This window comes from Bradyrhizobium sp. 142 (assembly GCF_023074015.1).
In the GTDB taxonomy this organism is placed as follows: domain Bacteria; phylum Pseudomonadota; class Alphaproteobacteria; order Rhizobiales; family Xanthobacteraceae; genus Bradyrhizobium.
In genome coordinates, this window is sequence record NZ_JADPKQ010000234.1 from 1 (window position 1) to 20,422 (window position 20,422).

The following is a 20,422-nucleotide window of genomic DNA, read 5'->3' on the forward strand; positions in this document are numbered from 1 at the left end:
CTTGGGTGACCCATCCCAGCTCTCCATGCCGAAAAACGAATCTCCCGAAAATACCAGCAATTCCAGGATCAAAGATCGCGACTTTCTGACTCAGTAAGACTAGAGCAGGCCGATCCACGAACTCTAGTGCGGTGTTTGATCCAACGCTTTGAGCAAGGCGTGGAGACATGCGCTGGCATGGTCATGCTTTGCATCGTCGCCCGCCACCGCGCGAGCGCGTGGACTGAGCACGCTGCCGACAATTTCCGGTCCAGGTGCTTCGACACGCTCTGACCACTGCGCGTGCCGCCGATCAGCCCGTCCATTTTATTTAGGTTGCGAGAGGTCTTGCAAATCGGTCGCGCGATTTAAAATCTGCAGACGAGCAAATGACCGAGATTATTTCCCGGTTCTGATCGAAGGCGAATATCCCGTAGATTCGCGGGGATCTCACCTGTGTCAGGACAAATCAGTTAACTTGAGATATTAACAATTAAATCATTTTGGCGCTGGTGACTTATAGACAGAAAATTAAAATTAGAGCATCGTGTATTTAATTTAGAATAGAGGGCTCGGGAGTTCGCGGCACTCCGGTCAGCGGAAGCTGCGGCATCAAGGCCGATCGGCGTGCGCGGAGTGCACTGCCGAACACAAAACAGGGGCAGGGTTGAGGGCGTTCGGAATCGTTTCACATTAGGTCGCCGCGCAAATAACAAACAGGCAATTGCTTGTCGATCACGCCTGCTCCGTTTGGGTGTCGGGCGCCGGCACTTTGTGAATTGGCTTTCGACTGCAGTCACACCCGCTCGGCGTCGGCAGAGTTTGAGGGAGTGCATATTGAGTGGCGTAAATGTTCTCCGCAGTCCGGAATCATCAGCCGCTTGGTCGCTAATTGAACGGCGCCTGCAAGGGATTTCGAACTCCGCTCTTCTTTCCTCATCGTGCAGTCGATCGGCCGATGTTGCGGTATTCGCGGTGAACAATGCGCCTGCTCTGATCAATCAGGCGGCGTTGGAGCCGCCGTCTCCGTTGTGGCGGCGGTCGACAGTGACCGAACGCGATCCGCTTGCCGGGACGTTATCTTTCTTACATCCGCTCGATCCCGGCGGAATGATGCTGTTTCATTGTGATTTTCTGATTGTGAGGACGTAAGCCATGGCGACGCAGACGACCGGTGGGGGTAGCACGATCTCGTTCGGAAATGCCCCGCAAGCCAACAATGACAGCTTTGCGTTCACAGAAGAAGCCAACAACATTCTTGTTTTGAATGTTATGGCAAATGATCTGGGTGGCGCAGCAAAGACGCTGTTCTCCCTAGATGATGGATCGAGCGCCTCGCCATCGACCAAGACCTATGCACCGGCGGATCTGCTGGTCAAAGACGTCGCCTACAGCAGCGACACAGCCGGAATGACTGGAACGGGCGACCATAGCGCGCTCGGTGCACGCATCTGGATCGAATCGGACGGCTTCGTCCATTACGACAAGGGCGACATCAATGCCCAGCTACAGGCGCTTGCTGTCGGCGCTACGCTGACCGATACATTTACGTACGCGATCCAGCTGGGGAATGGGACGCTTAGCTGGGCGACGGTTACGCTGCAGTTTAGCGGCGCAAACGACCAAGTGTATATTACCTCGAGTCCGCAGAGCGGCACCGTCGTGGAGGACGCGCCAGCGACGCCGGATCCTGCAGATTCGCTGGGGGCTGCCGGCACCATCAGCTTCAGTGATGTCGATCTTAGCGACACTCACAGCGCGAGCTTCGCGGCTGCTGCGAGCAACGCCACCACGCTCGGCATCTTCTCGCTGGATCCGGTGAGCGAGGCAGCCAATGCCGCAAACGGGTCGGTACAGTGGCACTACACGTTGAATAACGCCGCCGCGCAGTACCTCGCCCAAGGCCAGAGCGTCACCGAAAGCTTCGTGGTGACCGTCAATGACGGCCACGGGTCGACTGCAACGCAGACAGTGACGGTGACCATCACCGGCACCAACGATGCCGCGACCGTCTCGTCCGAGGCCAAGGCGGTGACCGAGGGCGACACCGCGACCGCACTCAACACGTCCGGGCAGCTGACGATCGTCGATCCCGACAGCGGCGAAGCCCATGTCGTGGCGCAATCGAACGTGCACGGCAGCTATGGCGACTTCAGGATCGATGCCAGCGGGGCCTGGAGCTACACCGGCAACGGCGCCCACAATGAGCTCACGGCCGGGCAGCAGGTCCAGGACCAGTTCACGGTGACCAGCCAGGACAGCACCGCGACCGGCACGGTGACGGTGACCATCACCGGGACCAACGACGTAGCGTCGGTGAGCTCGGACTCGAAGTCCGTGACCGAGGGCGACATTGCGACCGCACTCAACACCTCCGGCCAATTGACCATCACCGACCCGGATACGGGCGAAGCTCACGTCGTCGCGCAGAGCAATGTTCACGGCAGCTACGGCGACTTCAGCATCGATGCCAACGGCGCCTGGAGCTACGCCGGCAACGGCGCCCACAATGAGCTCACCGCCGGTCAGCAGGTGCAGGACCAGTTCACGGTGACCAGCCAGGACGGCACCGCCACCGGCACGGTGACGGTGACCGTCACCGGCACCAACGACGTAGCGTCGGTGAGCTCGGACTCGAAGTCCGTGACCGAGGGCGACATTGCGACCGCACTCAACACCTCCGGGCAGCTCAGCATCACCGACGCCGACACGGGCGAGGCTCATGTCGTGGCGCAATCGAACGTGCACGGCAGCTACGGCGACTTCAGCATCGATGCCAATGGGGCCTGGAGCTACACCGGCAACGGCGCCCACAATGAGCTGACCGCCGGCCAGCAGGTGCAGGACCAGTTCACCGTGGCGAGCCAGGACGGCACCGCCACCGGCACCGTCACGGTGACCATCACCGGCACCAACGACGTAGCGTCGGTGAGCTCGGACTCGAAGTCCGTGACCGAGGGCGACACTGCGACCGCACTCAACACCTCCGGCCAATTGACCATCACCGACCCGGATACGGGCGAAGCTCACGTCGTCGCGCAGAGCAATGTTCACGGCAGCTACGGCGACTTCAGCATCGATGCCAACGGGGCCTGGAGCTACGCCGGCAACGGCGCCCACAATGAGCTCACCGCCGGGCAGCAGGTCCAGGACCAGTTCACGGTGACCAGCCAGGACGGCACCGCCACCGGCACGGTGACGGTGACCATCACCGGGACCAACGACGCGGCCACCGTCAGCTCGGACGCCAAGTCGGTGGCCGAAGCCGACACTGCCGCGGCACTGAACACCTCCGGGCAATTGACCATCACCGACCCGGATACGGGCGAAGCTCATGTCGTCGCGCAGAGCAACGCCCATGGCAGCTATGGCGACTTCAGCATCGATGCCAACGGGGCCTGGAGCTACACCGGCAACGGCGCCCACAATGAGCTCACGGCCGGGCAGCAGGTGCAGGACCAGTTCACCGTGACCAGCCAGGATGGCATCGCCACCGGCACGGTCACGGTGACCATCACCGGCACCAATGATGCGGCGACGGTCTCGTCGGAGTCGAAGGCCGTGACCGAGGCCGACACCGCCTCCGCGCTCAACACCTCGGGGCAGCTCAGCATCACCGACCCCGACACGGGCGAGGCTCATGTCGTGGCGCAGTCGAGCGTGCACGGCGCCTACGGCGACTTCACCATCGATGCCAACGGGGCCTGGAGCTACACCGGCAACGGTGCCCATAATGAGCTGACCGCCGGGCAGCAGGTGCAGGACCAGTTCACGGTGGCCAGCCAGGACGGCACCGCCACCGGCACGGTCACCATCACCATCACCGGCACCAACGACGCGGCGTCGGTGAGCTCGGATTCCAAATCCGTGACCGAGGGCGACACTGCGACCGCACTCAACACCTCCGGACAATTGACCATCACCGACCCCGACAGCGGCGAAGCCCATGTCGTGGCGCAGTCGAACGTGCATGGGACCTACGGCGACTTCTCGATCGATGCCAACGGGGCCTGGAGCTACGCCGGCAACGGCGCCCACAATGAGCTCACCGCCGGGCAGCAGGTGCAGGACCAGTTCACGGTGGCAAGCCAGGACGGCACCGCCACCGGCACGGTCACTATCACCATCACCGGCACCAATGATGCCGCAACCGTCTCGTCCGAGGCCAAGGCGGTGACCGAGGGCGACACCGCGACCGCACTCAACACCTCCGGGCAGCTGACGATTGTCGATCCCGACAGCGGCGAGGCCCATGTCGTGGTGCAGTCGAGCGTGCATGGCAGCTACGGCGACTTCTCGATCGATGCCAACGGCGCCTGGAGCTACACCGGCAACGGCACCCACAATGAACTGACCGCCGGCCAGCAGGTCCAGGACCAGTTCACGGTGACCAGCCAGGACGGCACCGCCACCGGGACCGTGACGGTGACCATCACCGGCACCAATGACGCGGCCACGGTCTCGTCGGACTCGAAGTCCGTGACCGAGGCCGACACCGCGGCAGCGCTGAACACGAGCGGCCAGCTGACGATTGTGGATCCCGACAGCGGCGAAGCCCATGTCGTGGCGCAGAGCAATGTTCACGGCAGCTACGGCGACTTCAGCATCGATGCCAACGGGGCCTGGAGCTACGCCGGCAACGGCGCCCACAATGAGCTGACCGCCGGCCAGCAGGTCCAGGACCAGTTCACGGTGACGAGCCAGGACGGCACCGCCACCGGGACCGTGACGGTGACCATCACCGGGACCAATGACGTGGCGTCGGTGAGCTCGGACTCCAAGTCCCTGACCGAAGCCGACACCGCCGCGGCACTGAACACCAGCGGCCAGCTGACGATCGTCGATCCCGACAGCGGCGAGGCCCATGTCGTGGCGCAGTCGAGCGTGCACGGCAGCTATGGCGACTTCTCGATCGATGCCAACGGCGCCTGGAGCTACACCGGCAACGGCACCCACAATGAACTGACCGCCGGCCAGCAGGTCCAGGACCAGTTCACCGTGATTAGCCAGGACGGCACCGCCACCGGCACCGTCACGGTGACGATCACCGGCACCAATGATGCGGCCACGGTCTCGTCGGACTCGAAGTCCGTGACCGAAGCCGACACCGCCTCCGCGCTCAACACCTCGGGGCAGCTCAGCATCACCGACCCCGACACGGGCGAGGCTCATGTCGTGGCGCAATCGAACGTGCATGGGACCTACGGCGACTTCACGGTCGATGCCAACGGAGCCTGGAGCTACACCGGCAACGGCGCCCATGACGAGCTGACCGCCGGGCAGCAGGTGCAGGACCAGTTCACGGTGGTGAGTCAGGACGGCACCGCCACCGGCACGGTGACGGTGACCATCACCGGGACCAACGACGCGGCCACCGTTTCGTCGGAGGCGAAGGCGGTGACCGAGGCCGACACTGCCGCGGCGCTGAACACCAGCGGGCAACTGACCATCACCGACCCGGATACGGGCGAAGCTCACGTCGTCGCGCAGAGCAATGTTCATGGCAGCTACGGCGACTTCTCGATCGATGCCAACGGGGCCTGGAGCTACACCGGCAACGGCGCCCACAATGAGCTCACCGCCGGGCAGCAGGTGCAGGACCAGTTCACGGTGGTGAGCCAGGACGGCACCGCCACCGGCACGGTGACGGTGACCATCACCGGCACCAACGACGCGGCCACCGTCAGCTCGGGCGCCAAGTCCGTGACCGAGGCCGACACTGCGACCGCACTCAACACCTCCGGGCAATTGACCATCACCGACCCCGACAGCGGCGAAGCCCATGTCGTGGCGCAGTCGAACGTGCATGGGACCTACGGCGACTTCTCGATCGATGCCAGCGGGGCCTGGAGCTACGCCGGCAACGGCGCCCACAATGAGCTGACCGCCGGGCAGCAGGTGCAGGACCAGTTCACGGTGGCAAGCCAGGACGGCACCGCCACCGGCACGGTGACGGTGACGATCACCGGGACCAACGACGCGGCCACCGTCAGCTCGGACGCCAAGTCCGTGACCGAAGCCGACACTGCCGCGGCACTGAACACCTCCGGCCAGCTGACGATTGTAGATCCCGACAGCGGCGAGGCCCATGTCGTGGCGCAGTCGAACGCCCATGGCAGCTACGGCGACTTCAGCATCGATGCCAACGGCGCCTGGAGCTACACCGGCAACGGTGCCCACAATGAGCTCACGGCCGGCCAACAGGTCCAGGACCAGTTCACCGTGACCAGCCAGGACGGCACCGCCACCGGGACCGTGACGGTGACGATCACCGGCACCAACGACGTAGCGTCGGTGAGCTCGGATTCCAGGTCCGTGACCGAGGCCGACACTGCGACCGCACTCAACACCTCCGGGCAATTGACCATCACCGACCCCGACAGCGGCGAAGCCCATGTCGTGGCGCAGTCGAACGTGCATGGGACCTACGGCGACTTCTCGATCGATGCCAGCGGGGCCTGGAGCTACGCCGGCAACGGCGCCCACAATGAGCTCACCGCCGGGCAGCAGGTCCAGGACCAGTTCACGGTGGGAAGCCAGGACGGCACCGCAACCGGCACCGTGACGGTGACGATCACCGGCACCAATGATGCCGCAACCGTCTCGTCCGAGGCCAAGGCGGTGACCGAGGGCGACACCGCGACCGCACTCAACACCTCCGGGCAGCTGACGATTGTCGATCCCGACAGCGGCGAGGCCCATGTCGTGGTGCAGTCGAACGCCCACGGCGCCTATGGCGACTTCAGCATCGATGCCAACGGCGCCTGGAGCTACACCGGCAACGACGCCCATGACGAGCTGACCGCCGGCCAGCTGGTCCAGGACCAGTTCACGGTGGTGAGCCAGGACAGCACCGCGACCGGCACGGTGACGGTGACCATCACCGGCACCAACGGCGCGGCGACGGTGAGCTCGGACTCCAAGTCCGTGACCGAAGGTGACACCGCCGCCGCGCTCAACACCTCTGGGCAGCTGTCGATTGTAGATCCGGACAGCGGCGAGGCCCACGTCGTGGCGCAGAGCAATGCCCACGGCAGCTATGGCGACTTCAGCATCGATGCCAACGGCGCCTGGAGCTACAGCGGCAACGGCGCCCACAATGAACTCACCGCCGGCCAGCAGGTCCAGGACCAGTTCACGGTCGTCAGCCAGGACGGCACCGCCTCCGGCACCGTGACGGTGACCATCACCGGCACCAATGACGCCGCAACCGTCAGCTCGGACTCGAAGTCCGTCACCGAGGCCGACATCGCTTCCGCGCTGAACACAAGTGGCCAGCTCATCATCACCGACCCCGATACGGGTGAAGCCCACGTCGTCGCGCAATCGAACGTGCACGGCAGCTATGGCGACTTCAGCATCGACGCCAACGGCGCCTGGAGCTACGCCGGCAACGGCGCCCACAATGAGCTGACCGCCGGCCAGCAGGTCCAGGACCAGTTCACGGTGGTCAGCCAGGACGGCACCGCCTCCGGCACCGTGACGGTGACCATCACCGGCACCAACGACGTGGCGACGGTGAGCTCGGACTCCAAGTCCGTGACCGAGGGCGACACCGCCGCGGCACTGAACACCTCCGGCCAGCTGACCATCACCGACCCGGATACGGGCGAGGCCAATGTCGTGGCGCAGAGCAATGCCCGCGGCAGCTACGGCGACTTCAGCATCGATGCCAACGGCGCCTGGAGCTACGCCGGCAACGGCGCCCACAATGAGCTGACCGCCGGCCAGCAGGTGCAGGACCAGTTCACGGTCGTCAGCCAGGACGGCACCGCGACCGGCACCGTGACGGTCACCATCACCGGCACCAACGATGCGCCCTTGCCCCCGGTCGATGGCAATGCAGTGACCAATACGGTGGCCGAAGGCGCCGCGGCGGGCACGAGCGTGGGCGTCACCGCGGCCTCGAGCGATGTCGACGGCCCGGCGGTGAGCTACAGCCTGGTCGGCGACAGCTCCAATGGCGGGTTCGCCATCAATTCGACCAGCGGCGTGGTGACGGTCGCCGATCCGAGCAAGATCGACTACGAGAGCGCGGCCGGTCACGCCTATTCCGTAACGGTGCAGGCCTCGGATGGCACGCTGACCAGCCAACAAAGCTTCAGCATTGCGGTGACGGATGTCGCGCCGTCGATCCCGGTCGATGGCAATGCGGCAACCAATACGGTGGCCGAAGGCGCCGCGGCGGGCACGAGCGTGGGCATCACCGCGTCCTCGAGCGATGTCGACGGCCCGGCGGTGAGCTACAGCCTGGTCGGCGACAGCTCCAATGGCGGGTTCGCCATCAATTCGACCACCGGCGTGGTGACGGTCGCCGATCCGAGCAAGCTCGACTACGAGAGCGCGGCCGGTCACGCCTATTCCGTAACGGTGCAGGCCTCGGATGGCACGCTGACCAGCCAACAAAGCTTCAGCATTGCCGTGACGGATATCGCGCCGTCGACCCCGGTCGACGGCAATGCGGCGACCAATACGGTCGCCGAAGGCGCCGCGGCGGGCACGAGCGTGGGCGTCACCGCGGCCTCGAGCGATGTCGACGGCCCGGCGGTGAGCTACAGCCTGGTCGGCGACAGCTCCAATGGCGGGTTCGCCATCAATTCGACCAGCGGCGTGGTGACGGTCGCCGATCCGAGCAAGATCGACTACGAGAGCGCGGCCGGTCACGCCTATTCCGTAACGGTGCAGGCCTCGGATGGCACGCTGACCAGCCAACAAAGCTTCAGCATTGCGGTGACGGATGTCGCGCCGTCGATCCCGGTCGATGGCAATGCGGCAACCAATACGGTGGCCGAAGGCGCCGCGGCGGGCACGAGCGTGGGCATCACCGCGTCCTCGAGCGATGTCGACGGCCCGGCGGTGAGCTACAGCCTGGTCGGCGACAGCTCCAATGGCGGGTTCGCCATCAATTCGACCACCGGCGTGGTGACGGTCGCCGATCCGAGCAAGATCAGCTATGTTGGCAGCGGATCATCGCACAGTTACTCTGTCACGGCGCGGGCATCCGATGGCGCGCTGAATAGTCAGCAGACCTTTAGCATTGCGGTGACACAATCGGACATCACGCCTCCGACCGCCTCGGTATCTCATTCACTTAGCTCGAGCCACCAGACCTCCACCTTCACGGTGACGGCATCCGACGCGAGCGGTATCAAGACGGTTCAGCTGTACGACACGGTAACGCCCGCTGGGAATGGCAGTCCCAATCAACCAGTGTTGATTTATACGTTCACCGCAGCGGACATCGTGAACGGCAACTATGTCCACACCTTCATAGATGGACAGGCTCCATTTACCAGCCTCAACAATGATACGCACAAGATCAGCGCGGTCGTGACAGACAATGCGAACAATTCGGCCACCGTGTTTGATCCGGTAACTTTCAACACCAACGCTGGAAGCGGAGGTAGCACGAAATTTTCAGCGCCAGCCGGTATCGCTGGATCTGCCATAAATCTCGGTTTGACCGACCCGACCGGACAAATGGCAGACGTCACGTTGACGATCACCGGCACGCTGGATGGATGGTCCGTACATGGCGGCACTCACAACGCTGATGGCTCGTGGTCGATCACAACGCACGATCTCAGCTCACTGACCATCACGACCGCTTCAGATTACGTCGGGGCATCGGTGCTGAAGGTGACAGAGCACTGGACCAATGCCGATGGCAGCGTCGGGACCGCGACCGTTCTGGATAACCTGGAAGCATACGCGCCGGGCTCCCCCACTTTCGCATGGTCCGGCGATGATACGTTAACCGGCTCGAGCGGTCATGATACGTTCGTGCTCTCGCAGCCGATTGGCAATGACAAGATCTACAGCTTCGATGGTTCTTCCGACCTGATTGACCTGATCAGGTATGGTTGGCAAAGCTTCAGCGATATTCAGGCCCACAGCGCCGACGACGCCAACGGCAACGCGGTGATTACGCTGGCTGACGGCCAGACCATCACTTTGGACGGGGTGCATGCGGCGGATCTGACTGCGGCAAACTTCGAATTTGACGCTACGCCGACCGTCGAGAACTCGGGGGCAATGAGCATCGGCAATGGCGCGATGTTGCCGTTGTCCGGCATTATCCACAACACCGGAACCATCGAGCTCCACAGCTCCGGCGATGACACGCTGCTGCAATTGATCCAGACCGGCGTCAAGCTGGACGGGGGCGGCCACGTGATCCTGTCGGATGATGACCACAACATCATCGCCGGCACGGCACCGGATGTGACGCTCGACAACATCGACAACACAATCTCCGGGGCCGGCCAGCTGGGCCACGGTAACCTCAGTCTCAGCAACGCGGCGACCATCCTTGCCGATGGTGTCCATGCGCTGGTGATCGACACCGGCCAGAACGTGATCGTAAACGCCGGGACTTTGGAGGCCACTGGAACCGGCGGTCTGCAGATCAACAGTGCCATCATCAACACGGGCCTGTTGTGGGCCAATGGTGGTGCCGTTACGGCGCTGGGCGAGGTCAGCGGTTCGGGTAGCGCGGAGATCAGCGGCATTGGCACAATAGAGTTCGGAGCGGCTTCCAGCGCCAACGTCACGATCGACGCAAACGCCACCGGCCACCTCGTCCTGGATGACGCCTTCCACTTCACGGGAACGGTGAGCGGGCTGACGGCCGACGATGATGTCGATCTCAAGGGTGTCAATTTCAGCGGCGAAACCACCTTGAGCTTCACCGAAAACCAGACCGGGACTGGCGGCACCCTGACCGTCTCGGACGGCGCTCACACCGCGAACATCGTCCTGCTCGGCCAATACGATCCGGCCGGCTTTACCGCAAAAAGCGACATAGCGAGCAACACGGTGATCGCCTACGACCCGCACCACATCGCCTAAGCGGCATGACCGGAGCGCATCAGCTTTGAGGTATCAAACTTGACTGTCCCTTCGAAAAAGCATGACGAACTGGGCCGGTTGCTGAAACTGTGCCAGTCGCACTACATCACAGCTGCGATGTTTAGCCTGGCGATCAACCTGCTTTATCTTGCCGGGCCGCTATACATGCTGCAGGTTTACGACCGGGTCATATCAAGCCTGAGCGAGACCACGCTCGTTATGCTCACGATGGCGCTGTTGCTGGCGTTTGCGGCGCTCGCAGGTCTCGACACCGTGCGCGCGCGAGTGCTGACGCGCACCAGCATCCGCCTCGACCGGAACATCGCGCCCTGCGTGATGACCGCCATCATCGATCGCTCGGCGGGCGGTGCGCGCGGGCACCTGCTGCGCGATTTCGACACCTTCCGCCAGTTCATCACCGGTACAGGCGTTCACGCCATCCTCGATCTGCCCTGGACGCCGATCTATATCGCGGTGATTTTTTGTCTGCATCCGACCCTGGGCGCGTTTGCGCTGGGAAGTTCAATCATTCTGATCCTGATGGCGGTCCTGAACGAATGGATCGTCAAGCGTCCGCTTTCGGAGTCCAATGAAGCGGCGAGCAAGAACTATAATTTTACCGAGATGAGCCTGCGCAACACCGAAGTGGTGCGCGCGATGGGGATGACGGCGGGTCTTCTGAAGCGCTGGAGTCGGGACCGCGGCCGGATGCTCGAGCGCCAGGTCACCGCCAGCGACCGCGCCGCCATGATGCAGAGCCTGATCCGTTTTCTGCGGCTGTCGATGCAGTCCTTGATTCTCGGACTTGGCGCCTATCTGGTGATCGAGCGGCTCACGACGGCCGGCGCGATGTTCGCCGCCAGCATCCTGCTTGGCCGCGCCCTGCAGCCGGTCGAGCAGATCGTTGCATCATGGCGCGGCCTCGTCTCGGCGCGTGTCGCGTTCTTGCGCCTGCGCGAGCTGCTGGCTGGCGCTCAAGCCCAGGAGCCCCGGCTCACGCTCCCGCGACCCGAGGGCGGCCTTTCGGTCGAAGCACTTTCCTACGCCGCACCTGGCATGTCGAAATCGATTCTCCGTGGCGTCAGCTTTCAGATCGAGCCGGGTGAAGTGCTGGGAATCATCGGCCCGTCCGGCGCCGGAAAATCCACGCTGGCGCGCCACATCGTCGGTGTACAGGCCCCATCGGCAGGCGCCGTTCGTATCGACGGAGCCGATGTGTCCAGCTGGATCAAAACCTCGCTCGGCCAGCATCTCGGTTACCTCCCGCAGGACGTCGAATTGTTCGCCGATAGCGTTGCCGCAAATATCTGCCGGTTCAATGACGGCGAGGATAGCGAGGTTATCCTGGCGGCACGCATGGCCGGGGTGCACGACATGATCCTACGACTTCCCGCCGGTTATGACAGCCAGGTCGGAGAGGCGGGCGCGGTCCTCTCAGGAGGGTATCGCCAGCGCATCGGGCTGGCGCGCGCAGTCTATGGCAATCCGAGTCTGGTGGTGTTGGACGAGCCGAGTTCGAATCTCGATTCGGATGGCGACGCTGCTCTCGCCGCCTGCATCATGCAGCTGAAGAAGCGCGGAGCGACGGTGATAATCATTTCGCATCGGCCCGCCACCATTGGCGTGGTCGATAAGATCTTGGTGCTCCGTGAAGGCGTCGTCGAGATGTTCGGCCCACGCGCTGAAGTCCTGGCGCGTTTGACGCGGCCGGTGCCGATCCATGCAGTCCGGGAAATGACTGGTTAGGACACGGCAGATGGCGCTGTTGGAGCTTGCAGACCGATCGAAACGACCCGCTGCGGCCTCGAGCTGGACTAAAGGTGGGCAGGACGGTGCGCCGAGTGATTCCATTCGCCATGTGGCGCTGGCCGGATGGCTGATCATTGCCGTTTTCTTCGGCGGCATCGGTACCTGGGCGCTGACCGCGCCGCTCAACGGTGCCGTGGTCGCCAGTGCGGTCGTCAAGATTGACGGCAACCGCAAAAGCCTCCAGCACCTCGACGGCGGCATCGTCAAGGAACTGCATGTCCGGGAAGGCGAGCGGGTGCTCGCGGGAGATCTCCTGATCGTTCTCGACGAAACCCAGACGCGTGCTGAATATGAGGTGCTCACGCAGCAATATGCGATGCTTCGGGCGACGGAAGTACGGCTTCTGACTGAGCTTGATCACAGATCCGATCTCGTGCTGCCATCGGATCTGAAGGCGCGCTCTGAGTATCCCTATTTTACAAGCGTCTGGAACGGTCAGCTCAGCCAGTTCGAAAGTCGACGGGCCTCGCTGGAAGGCCAAGGAAGCGTGATCCGCGAGAAGATCAACCAGCTCCGGTCGCAGATCGTTGGTGCGGAGGCGCAGGTCAAGTCGTTTAGCGATCAGATCAGCTCCGTTCGCAACGAGGCCAAGGAAATTGCGCCGCTGGTCGAGCGAGGACTGATCGCGCGGCCCCGCATCCTGCAATTGGAGCGGACCGCTTACGGTCTGGAAGGCCAGATTGCTGACACAAACGCCAATATCGCCAAGTTGCGTCAGGCGATCGCGGAACAGGAGCAACAGATCTCGCAACTGGATAATGATCGAATGACCGATGTGAGCAAGGACCTCCGCGATACGCAAGCCAGACTGCTCGAGGTGATTCCGAAGGCGCTGAGTGCCAAGGCAATAATGGGCCGCATGGAAATTCGCGCACCCTATACCGGCCGGGTCGTGGGACTGAATGTCTTCTCGGTAGGTGGCGTCATTCAGCGCGGCGATAAGATCCTGGATATCGTACCTGACGAGGAGTTGCTCACGATTGAAGCCCAGGTGGCCGTCGAGGATATTAGTGACGTGCATCCGAACACGCGGGCCGAGGTTCACCTCACGGCTTACAAGCAGCGAATCGTGCCGATCATCCACGGCGACGTCATTCAAGTGTCCGCCGATCGCCTGACTGATCCCAAGACCAACAGTCCGTACTACACGGCTTTCGTCCGCATCGATCGCGACGAGCTAACGACCATGCCGAACATACAGCTCTACCCAGGAATGCCGGCAACCGTCATGATCCCGACCGTCCAGCGCACCGCATTTGAATACATCGTTGGGCCGCTGGTCATGTCGTTCAACCAGTCATTCCGGCAGAAGTAACAACGTCATCAGTTCGGCGAAATAGGTGCCGTAGCGCTGGCAACCTCCGTGCGCAGACGCCGAGCCTGCATCGGCGGTGAGCCACAGGACGATTGCTTGCGCGCTATTCGCGCCGCGGCATGCGGCACGGATCCGTTGCCCGCGCATCGTCTGTTTCCTTCTTTTCCGTGCTCAGGGCAACGAGAATCCCTGTTCGCCGGCGAAAAATTCCCTGTTCCGATCTGGTCGCGGCGCGCCGCGACGCTTGGGATTTCTGGGGATTTACAGGTACTTCTCGCCAACTCTCGTTGCCAAGGCGGCGCCTTGCGATGGGCGTTTTCCCTGTAAATTTCCCTGCTCGCAGGGAATTCGGGTCGGCGTGCCGCGACAACTGTGCCTGCAAATTGTAGGGGAGCGCGGTGCCCGGGTTGCCAAAAGGCGACAGTGCAGAATTCAGGATCGCAAACCGGGTGCGCGAATTAAATGCCTCCGCGGTTTTCGCGCTCGCCACGGTATTACCGCTCTCTTGCCTTTATCACCGCTGGTTGCTGCAATTAAATGTGGATTGTGGGACCGTTTTTTAAGCCGTGTCTTGTCCGCTGCTTGGGCTTGATTGATTAATGCTCTTAGAACCGGGGATGGAGCTATGAACATCGATCATTTGAAGTTGCTCTCGCTTGACGAGCTTTGGAAACTTCACGACGAGGTGACCGCCAAACTTGGCGACACAATGTTGGCGGAAAAAGCCAGATTGGACGAGAGGCTGCGCAGGATCGGAATGGCCCACGAAGTCACCCGGTTTGAGCGTAAGCGCCGCCAATACCCGCCCGTTCGTCCAAAGTATCGGAATCCGAAGAACCCGACAGAGACCTGGTCGGGGCGTGGCAGGGTGCCGCGATGGCTCGAGCCGCAACTTCGAGGCGGCCGCAAGCTGGATGATTTCCTCATTGTCTCAGCTTTTGATCAGAAGCGGCAGTTGACCTGATCAACGGAGGCAGCTGCATCCCGTCCGGCCGAAGAAATATCATAGCGTACTTGGGGTTTGCGGCGCTAGTCGGCGCACCGAGGAAGCCGTGCCCGCTGCGAGCTGACGCAGTTTGAAGGAAGCCTCGCGGGACGCCCAGGTCATGCCATCTGTCGAGAGTCAGGCTGCGCGGCCATAGATCGTGAGCCAAGGCGCAAGCCCGCGCTCGGATCTCGGTCTCGCTGTCTGGCTGGCGGCGCGCCGGCTTCTCTCTGAGAGAGCAAATTCGGTCGCTAGGCTTCTGAATGAACGCTTTGCGACTTGCACAGCTCCGCGAAGGCAGCCTTAGCCTCGTTAGTGCCAAAACAAAAATGCGTTCCTTTGTCTTGCTTCTCGACCCACCAGTCTGCCTCGCATAGACGAGCAATGCGGGAAGCCTCAGCTCTCAGCCTGTCTATTTCGCGCGGAGCAGCGCTTACGATTAGACAGTGCACGATTTTATCCTTCTTTACGAAATCTAATTAAACGACAAGTGACGAGCGAGGATTCAGGAGCGCATCGCGTCGATCGCGTGTGCGATTAAAATTCCCACGCTCAAAACAATTGAAAAAATGAGAAACCAGGTACTCACGTCCACCTCCTGTCTTGGAAGTGAACCTTCCTGTTTATGCACAGTCAAAGGCATCACGCAGGGAACCGCGATTTGAGCAGCGGCTGAGGATTCATTGCCACACGGGCGGGCTATCGTCGGAACGCAAGGAAAAGGAGTGTGCCGACGATGGCGGTCGCGAGAAGTGGAAACCAAATGTCCGGCACTTCAGGGACTCCGACTCACTGCGCCGGATTAAATGCGCTCTGCGCTCTCAATTCTTCTATTTTTCACTATTCTCCACAACTCTAAGAAAGTGGCTGCAACTCGCAACGAATATTTGCGGTATTATGTTCGTGGTCGGGGGCCGTCAGCATTCAAAGCCTTTTTCGATCTGGTGCGTTCATTTAGCTTGCCGGCCCTTGCGTGCAGATCCATTCCTGGTCGACAGTTCCAGGTTTAACGCTTCTCGCGAGCATCAAGCTTAACGAGTGACATTCGTTGCCAAGTTGCCGAGAGGGAATATCGTCGCGTTGAGCGGGTATTTTCCCGAACCACCAGTTAGTGGGGTTGCCTGAAAACAGGCATCGATTTCCATGATTCGATATTCGTCGTATGGAAGTTCGAACTATCGTGCACCAGCCGCGCAGTTCTCCTATCGCGACCCGCTGGAAGCCGAGTACCGTCAGCTCGTCGAGCTGCGAGAGCAGGTCAGAAGGGCCGAAGCCGGGGCCTCAAAACGGCTTACGGTCGCGACAAGGAAAAAGAACTCGCCGCAACGAAGATGAATCCGCTGGCATGCGTCTGTCCGATGCGCGGGGCGGAGCTTATGGCGCACGGCGCCAGGGTTAGAACCATCGAAGTGAGGTCGTCTAGAGTGGTCGAGATGACCTTGGTGGCGGGCTTGGGAGGGATGCGTGCAGTCGGTGGGACTACGACCGCTTTGAACTAGCCCTTGAGCAGTGAGGACCAGGTCGGACAATCCGTCGGATTTCCGGGCCGCCATCCTGTCTTTCCCGAAGATCCCTCGCACGGATTAGAGCTTGTCCGCCAAGCTGTCGCCGAAAATCCGCCCTCTGGCCTTCATCTTGTGGCCTTGCTTTGGTCAAACCCGCGTTGAGGACTGTGGACTTGCCCGATTTAATGCTCGCCCTCGGTTCCGGTGACATTGGGTGCGATGGGGAACGCCAATGCATTCGCCGATTAAACCGATATATCCGGGTTCACAGATTCGTAGTCCGGCGCTCTCACCAGAAGACGTCGAGCTTGTTGCGCGCGCGGATGAACGGCTCGTCCACGCCTATGACCAGATCGCACGTGCAGATGAACAACTCGCGCGTGTCAATGAACGGCTTTCCAAGCTGGATCAGGATGGCACGCTGCCTCCTTCTCATCCGAAGAACCCCACGAAATGGCTTCGACCACCTGACCGGGGAGCGCGCTCATCGGGGGGAAGGCCGGCAGTGCGCGGCCTGATCGGTCTGCTGTTGGCAAGCGGCATCTGTGTGGCTGCTCTCGCTGCGCAGTCCTCTTATGGCGATGCGGCCAGAGCAATCATGTATCGTTGGTCCGCGCATGCCGTTTCACCTTCGTGGTTGCCGCAAGAAAGACCCGAGATCTCCTCGGCTCTGCCTAGTACTCAGACGACTGCAACCAATGTGGCACTTCAGCAACCGGCGCCATTGACTCAGACTACACCGCACGATGCGACCCAAGCAGCCGCTCCCAGCTCGCCGGAGCTGGCGCCGATGCTCCAGGGAATGTCGGGCGATCTTACCAACGCGCAGCAAGCGATCGAGCAGCTCAAGGCCAGCCAAGATCAGATCGTTCGCGACCTTGGACAGCTCTCCGAGCAGCTTACGGCGGTCCAGGCACAAATGGTGCGAGACAGAGCGGATGCCGCCGAGCAGCTTAGGATGGTCCAAGAACGAATAGCCGGCATCACCGCTAACGCCGAGCAAATCCTTCGCCCCAAGACGCCAGCGCCGCCGCCCAGGCCAACTGCCGCCACGATCCGCAAACCTGTGCCAACCGTTCCGCGGCCGCAAGACAGGGGGCGGCCACACGCGCCGCTGCAGTTGCAGACCGATCAAGCCGTGCAGGACTAGGGATTAACTGTTTTCAACACGTCTGATCGCCTGGCCATGGAGACTTGCCTTGCGCACCAAAAGGTTTCGGTGGCTTTTGATCCCCTTCAGAAGCAGCATCTCCTAGCCTGAGCGGCGTTCAACAGGCCCTCAAAAGAAACGAAGATACCTCGGCCTAGCGCAGACACCTCCACGTCGATCGTGTGCTGGTCGAAGCATAGGACGCGAGGCGCTCCTCGATTTCGCAGGTCGTATTGGATCAAGCTGCCAGCTCAACGCGTTCTGAACCGTTCCGCTTGCCTGTTGGCGCCCCGACAAGCTTGTCGCGCAAGATCCGGGTAGCGCTGGATCTCCCAGGATATTCTGCAACGTCAATCGCCAGCAGCCACTCGATCGCAGATTGCGGGGCGAGGTCGCGCAATGCCGGTGGCGTTCGAGGTCGTGGCACCTCCACTATCCGGAGAAAAGCCCTGATGCTGCCAGATGCTGCGGCAAGCGAACTCCGCCCAACGAGGTCTCACACCGATCAATGGTCCGATCAGTCCACCATGAGAGCTCTTGACGACTGGCGCTGTTGCTTGCTCCGCATCTGTCGCCGTCTCGTGTCTTGCTGCCCACAGTTCACTCGCAACCGGGAGGGAGACAATCGTCCTCGAATGTGGGGAATGCGACCGCCGCCTCATGGCGCTCTCCTTCCCTGTTAGAGCGGGGCGGGAGACTGGCGTTCTCATCACCGGAGCTCTTCGGCTGACGCTCAGATGGCACGCTCCTTGCCAATTGGTCGCACCAGTGATCATCGTTGCGAGGAGACATGTAGCAATGGGACAAAAAATTCGAGTTTTCAAACGCCGAAAGCTCAACTTGGCACATGTCGCTCGCGATCTGGTGCAACTACTCGACGCGATCGAGGATCTTGAGGAGCTGAGAGAGAAGGTCCGGCTAGCAGAAGCAACCCGAGTGTTGCATTAGAGCCGCCCCTTCCGTAAGGCTTGCTGACAATATGCGGTTGGCGCGCCTGAAATCGGCAATGGTAACTCGTGCGGGTTTGCGCGTTTTGGGTGCGCTGCGACCAATTAAGGGGCGCGCGTGCGGTCCAGCACTATGCGGTAGAATCAGCCATGGCGCAGATGAACCGCGCTCCGGCATCATGGCTAAACTTGGGACTCGCCGCCATCATCGCAAGCTCATCTCTGACGAGCGCGAGCAGCGCCATCGCTGGTCCGTCGGCGCCTGCCGGAATGGGGACGAATGCGGGTAGCGCTAGCGCTGGTCCCGCAGCGCCCCCAGGAATGGGGACGAAAGACTCCGCCACCGGCGTAAATCCGAGTACCAACAATCAAATGAACAATGCGAACATTGAACCCGCCACGCCGACGAAGTCGCGAACCGCCGCACAGACCGTAAGAATGCCGGGTAGGTCACGCGCAAAATGGCCCGCCGATTGGCGCCATTGGGACGGGTACAAGCAACGAGGACCAAAGGACTATTGGCCCATCACCCGTCCGGACCACATCTGCCCCCGCAGTACAGGCCAAAGGAAACACCGGTGTGGGTCACGCAACTGTGGGTCACGCAACAGCTGGTCAGCCGATCGGAACGTTTGGGAGGGGCACCAGTCTTTAGGACCAGGTGAGCGGGCCACGCGCCGCGCGAGCTGGCGATAAAGTGCTGGACGCCAAGCGCAGGTCGAGCGACGAACGACCGTTTCGCCCAAACGCGTTCCCGGCACGATAAAGGAAGGTTTCTAGTCTTCGAGCGCAGCGGCGAGCAGACTTGTGACCGTGATCTGGTGGGGCGTGGCAGGTGCCGCGATGGCTCGAGCCGCGACTTGCGGCGGCCGAAAGCCGGATGATGATCTCGTTGCCCTAGCATTTGATAAGAAGCGGCAGATGACCTAATCAACGCTGCAATCCCACCCTGGCCCGAAGTTTGCCGCCAGGCGGCGCACCGAGGAGTGCCATGGCAGCAGCGAGCGAGCCGTCCTTCAGTTTGAAGGGAGCGGACTCAAGGCCGCGTCATGCCGTCTGTCGAAACTTAGGCAGCATGCGCCCACAGAGCGTGAAGGTGCAGAGCCGCGCTCCATCCGAAAGCTGTGTCCGAGGTCTTGAATTTGGTCCGGCGGGCGACCATGGCTAGACGCCGCACGGCGAATAAGCGGCTAACCAGCAGTTAAGAAAGAGCCAATATCCTATTTTTGTAGCTGACTCATGCGCCATCCCGGCAAGCAAGGTTATTGTTTCCGCCGAGGATGAGTTTCGAACCTGAGCCGGGACGACATGAAGGACCTCAGGCAACGATTGGAGAAGCTCCGCGCGGACGCCAGAGACTTTGCCGCTATGAGTCAGCTGGCGACGGACGCTGAAAAGCGCGCACTCTTTCAACGGTTGGCGGATGAACTCGCCATTGAAGCTCTTGAGCTTGAGGTAATCGTAAAACAAAGAGGGCCCTCGGATTCCAGCGACCAGCACCAGGTCGTGGAATTTAAGCCGTCGTCTCAGAAGACGCGCGGCTGATGCGGAAAGAGGCTGAGCGGTCGGCTTCTTGGTGCGCTGGGCCGCCGTTAAACTGCATTCCCTCTGCACGGGTCCCACGCGGCCGGTCATCGCGGCGGGGCCCGAAATCCGCGGAGCCGCGGTCATTAACTTTCGGCGCTAACAGTTTGCTGAAAAACCCCTGAACTGGAGGGTTTTTGTATTCTGGCCGGTCGTTGTTGGGACGGCGCTTTGGAGTTGGATGTAATTTTCTAGCCTGGTGTTGGGTACCCCCTGGGGCAGGGAGGCTAAGCGGCAAGCAGTTTGGGAATGCGGATCAGGTTATAGGCGATCAAATTGAGCAGGAAGTCGGCGGCG

At 61.6% G+C, this 20,422-nt stretch carries 7 protein-coding genes; 6 read left to right on the plus strand and 1 reads right to left on the minus strand.

Annotated features, from left to right (window positions below; genetic code table 11):
- Nucleotides 1–1,134: 1,134 nt before the first annotated feature.
- Genes IVA82_RS21820 through IVA82_RS21830 form a run of 3 tightly spaced genes read left to right on the plus strand, consistent with a single transcriptional unit; the run spans nt 1,135 to nt 13,954 of the window.
- Complete coding sequence (locus tag IVA82_RS21820; RefSeq protein WP_247493521.1) at nt 1,135–10,830, plus strand: VCBS domain-containing protein; 9,696 nt, start codon at nt 1,135–1,137, stop codon at nt 10,828–10,830.
- Between the two features lie 39 nt (nt 10,831–10,869).
- Entirely contained in the window at nt 10,870–12,576 is a 1,707-nt protein-coding gene (locus IVA82_RS21825; protein ID WP_256469693.1) for a type I secretion system permease/ATPase, read from the plus strand.
- Nucleotides 12,577–12,586: 10 nt separating this feature from the next.
- Nucleotides 12,587–13,954 carry an HlyD family type I secretion periplasmic adaptor subunit gene (locus IVA82_RS21830; RefSeq protein ID WP_247390417.1) on the plus strand — a complete coding sequence of 456 codons (1,368 nt, stop codon included), beginning with the start codon at nt 12,587–12,589 and terminating at the stop codon, nt 13,952–13,954.
- On the opposite strand, the gene IVA82_RS21835 is transcribed toward IVA82_RS21830, so the two are convergent.
- Nucleotides 13,937–14,101, minus strand: a complete 165-nt coding sequence (locus IVA82_RS21835; protein ID WP_247390428.1) for a hypothetical protein — start codon at nt 14,099–14,101, stop codon at nt 13,937–13,939. The two genes, IVA82_RS21830 and IVA82_RS21835, sit on opposite strands and share 18 nt — an antisense overlap.
- A 478-nt stretch (nt 14,102–14,579) precedes the next feature.
- Between IVA82_RS21835 and IVA82_RS21840 the strand changes: the two genes are divergently transcribed.
- From IVA82_RS21840 to IVA82_RS21850, 3 genes are all read left to right on the plus strand, one after another.
- Nucleotides 14,580–14,918, plus strand: coding sequence for an H-NS histone family protein (locus tag IVA82_RS21840; RefSeq protein WP_148742187.1), 339 nt, complete (start codon nt 14,580–14,582; stop codon nt 14,916–14,918).
- A 1,758-nt stretch (nt 14,919–16,676) separates the two neighbouring features.
- On the plus strand, nt 16,677–17,594 hold the full coding sequence (locus IVA82_RS21845; protein ID WP_247390431.1) for a hypothetical protein: 918 nt from the start codon (nt 16,677–16,679) through the stop codon (nt 17,592–17,594).
- Nucleotides 17,595–19,849: 2,255 nt separating this feature from the next.
- Nucleotides 19,850–20,086: a hypothetical protein gene (locus IVA82_RS21850; protein ID WP_247390444.1), complete on the plus strand. Its 237-nt coding sequence runs from the start codon at nt 19,850–19,852 to the stop codon at nt 20,084–20,086.
- Nucleotides 20,087–20,422: the final 336 nt, after the last annotated feature.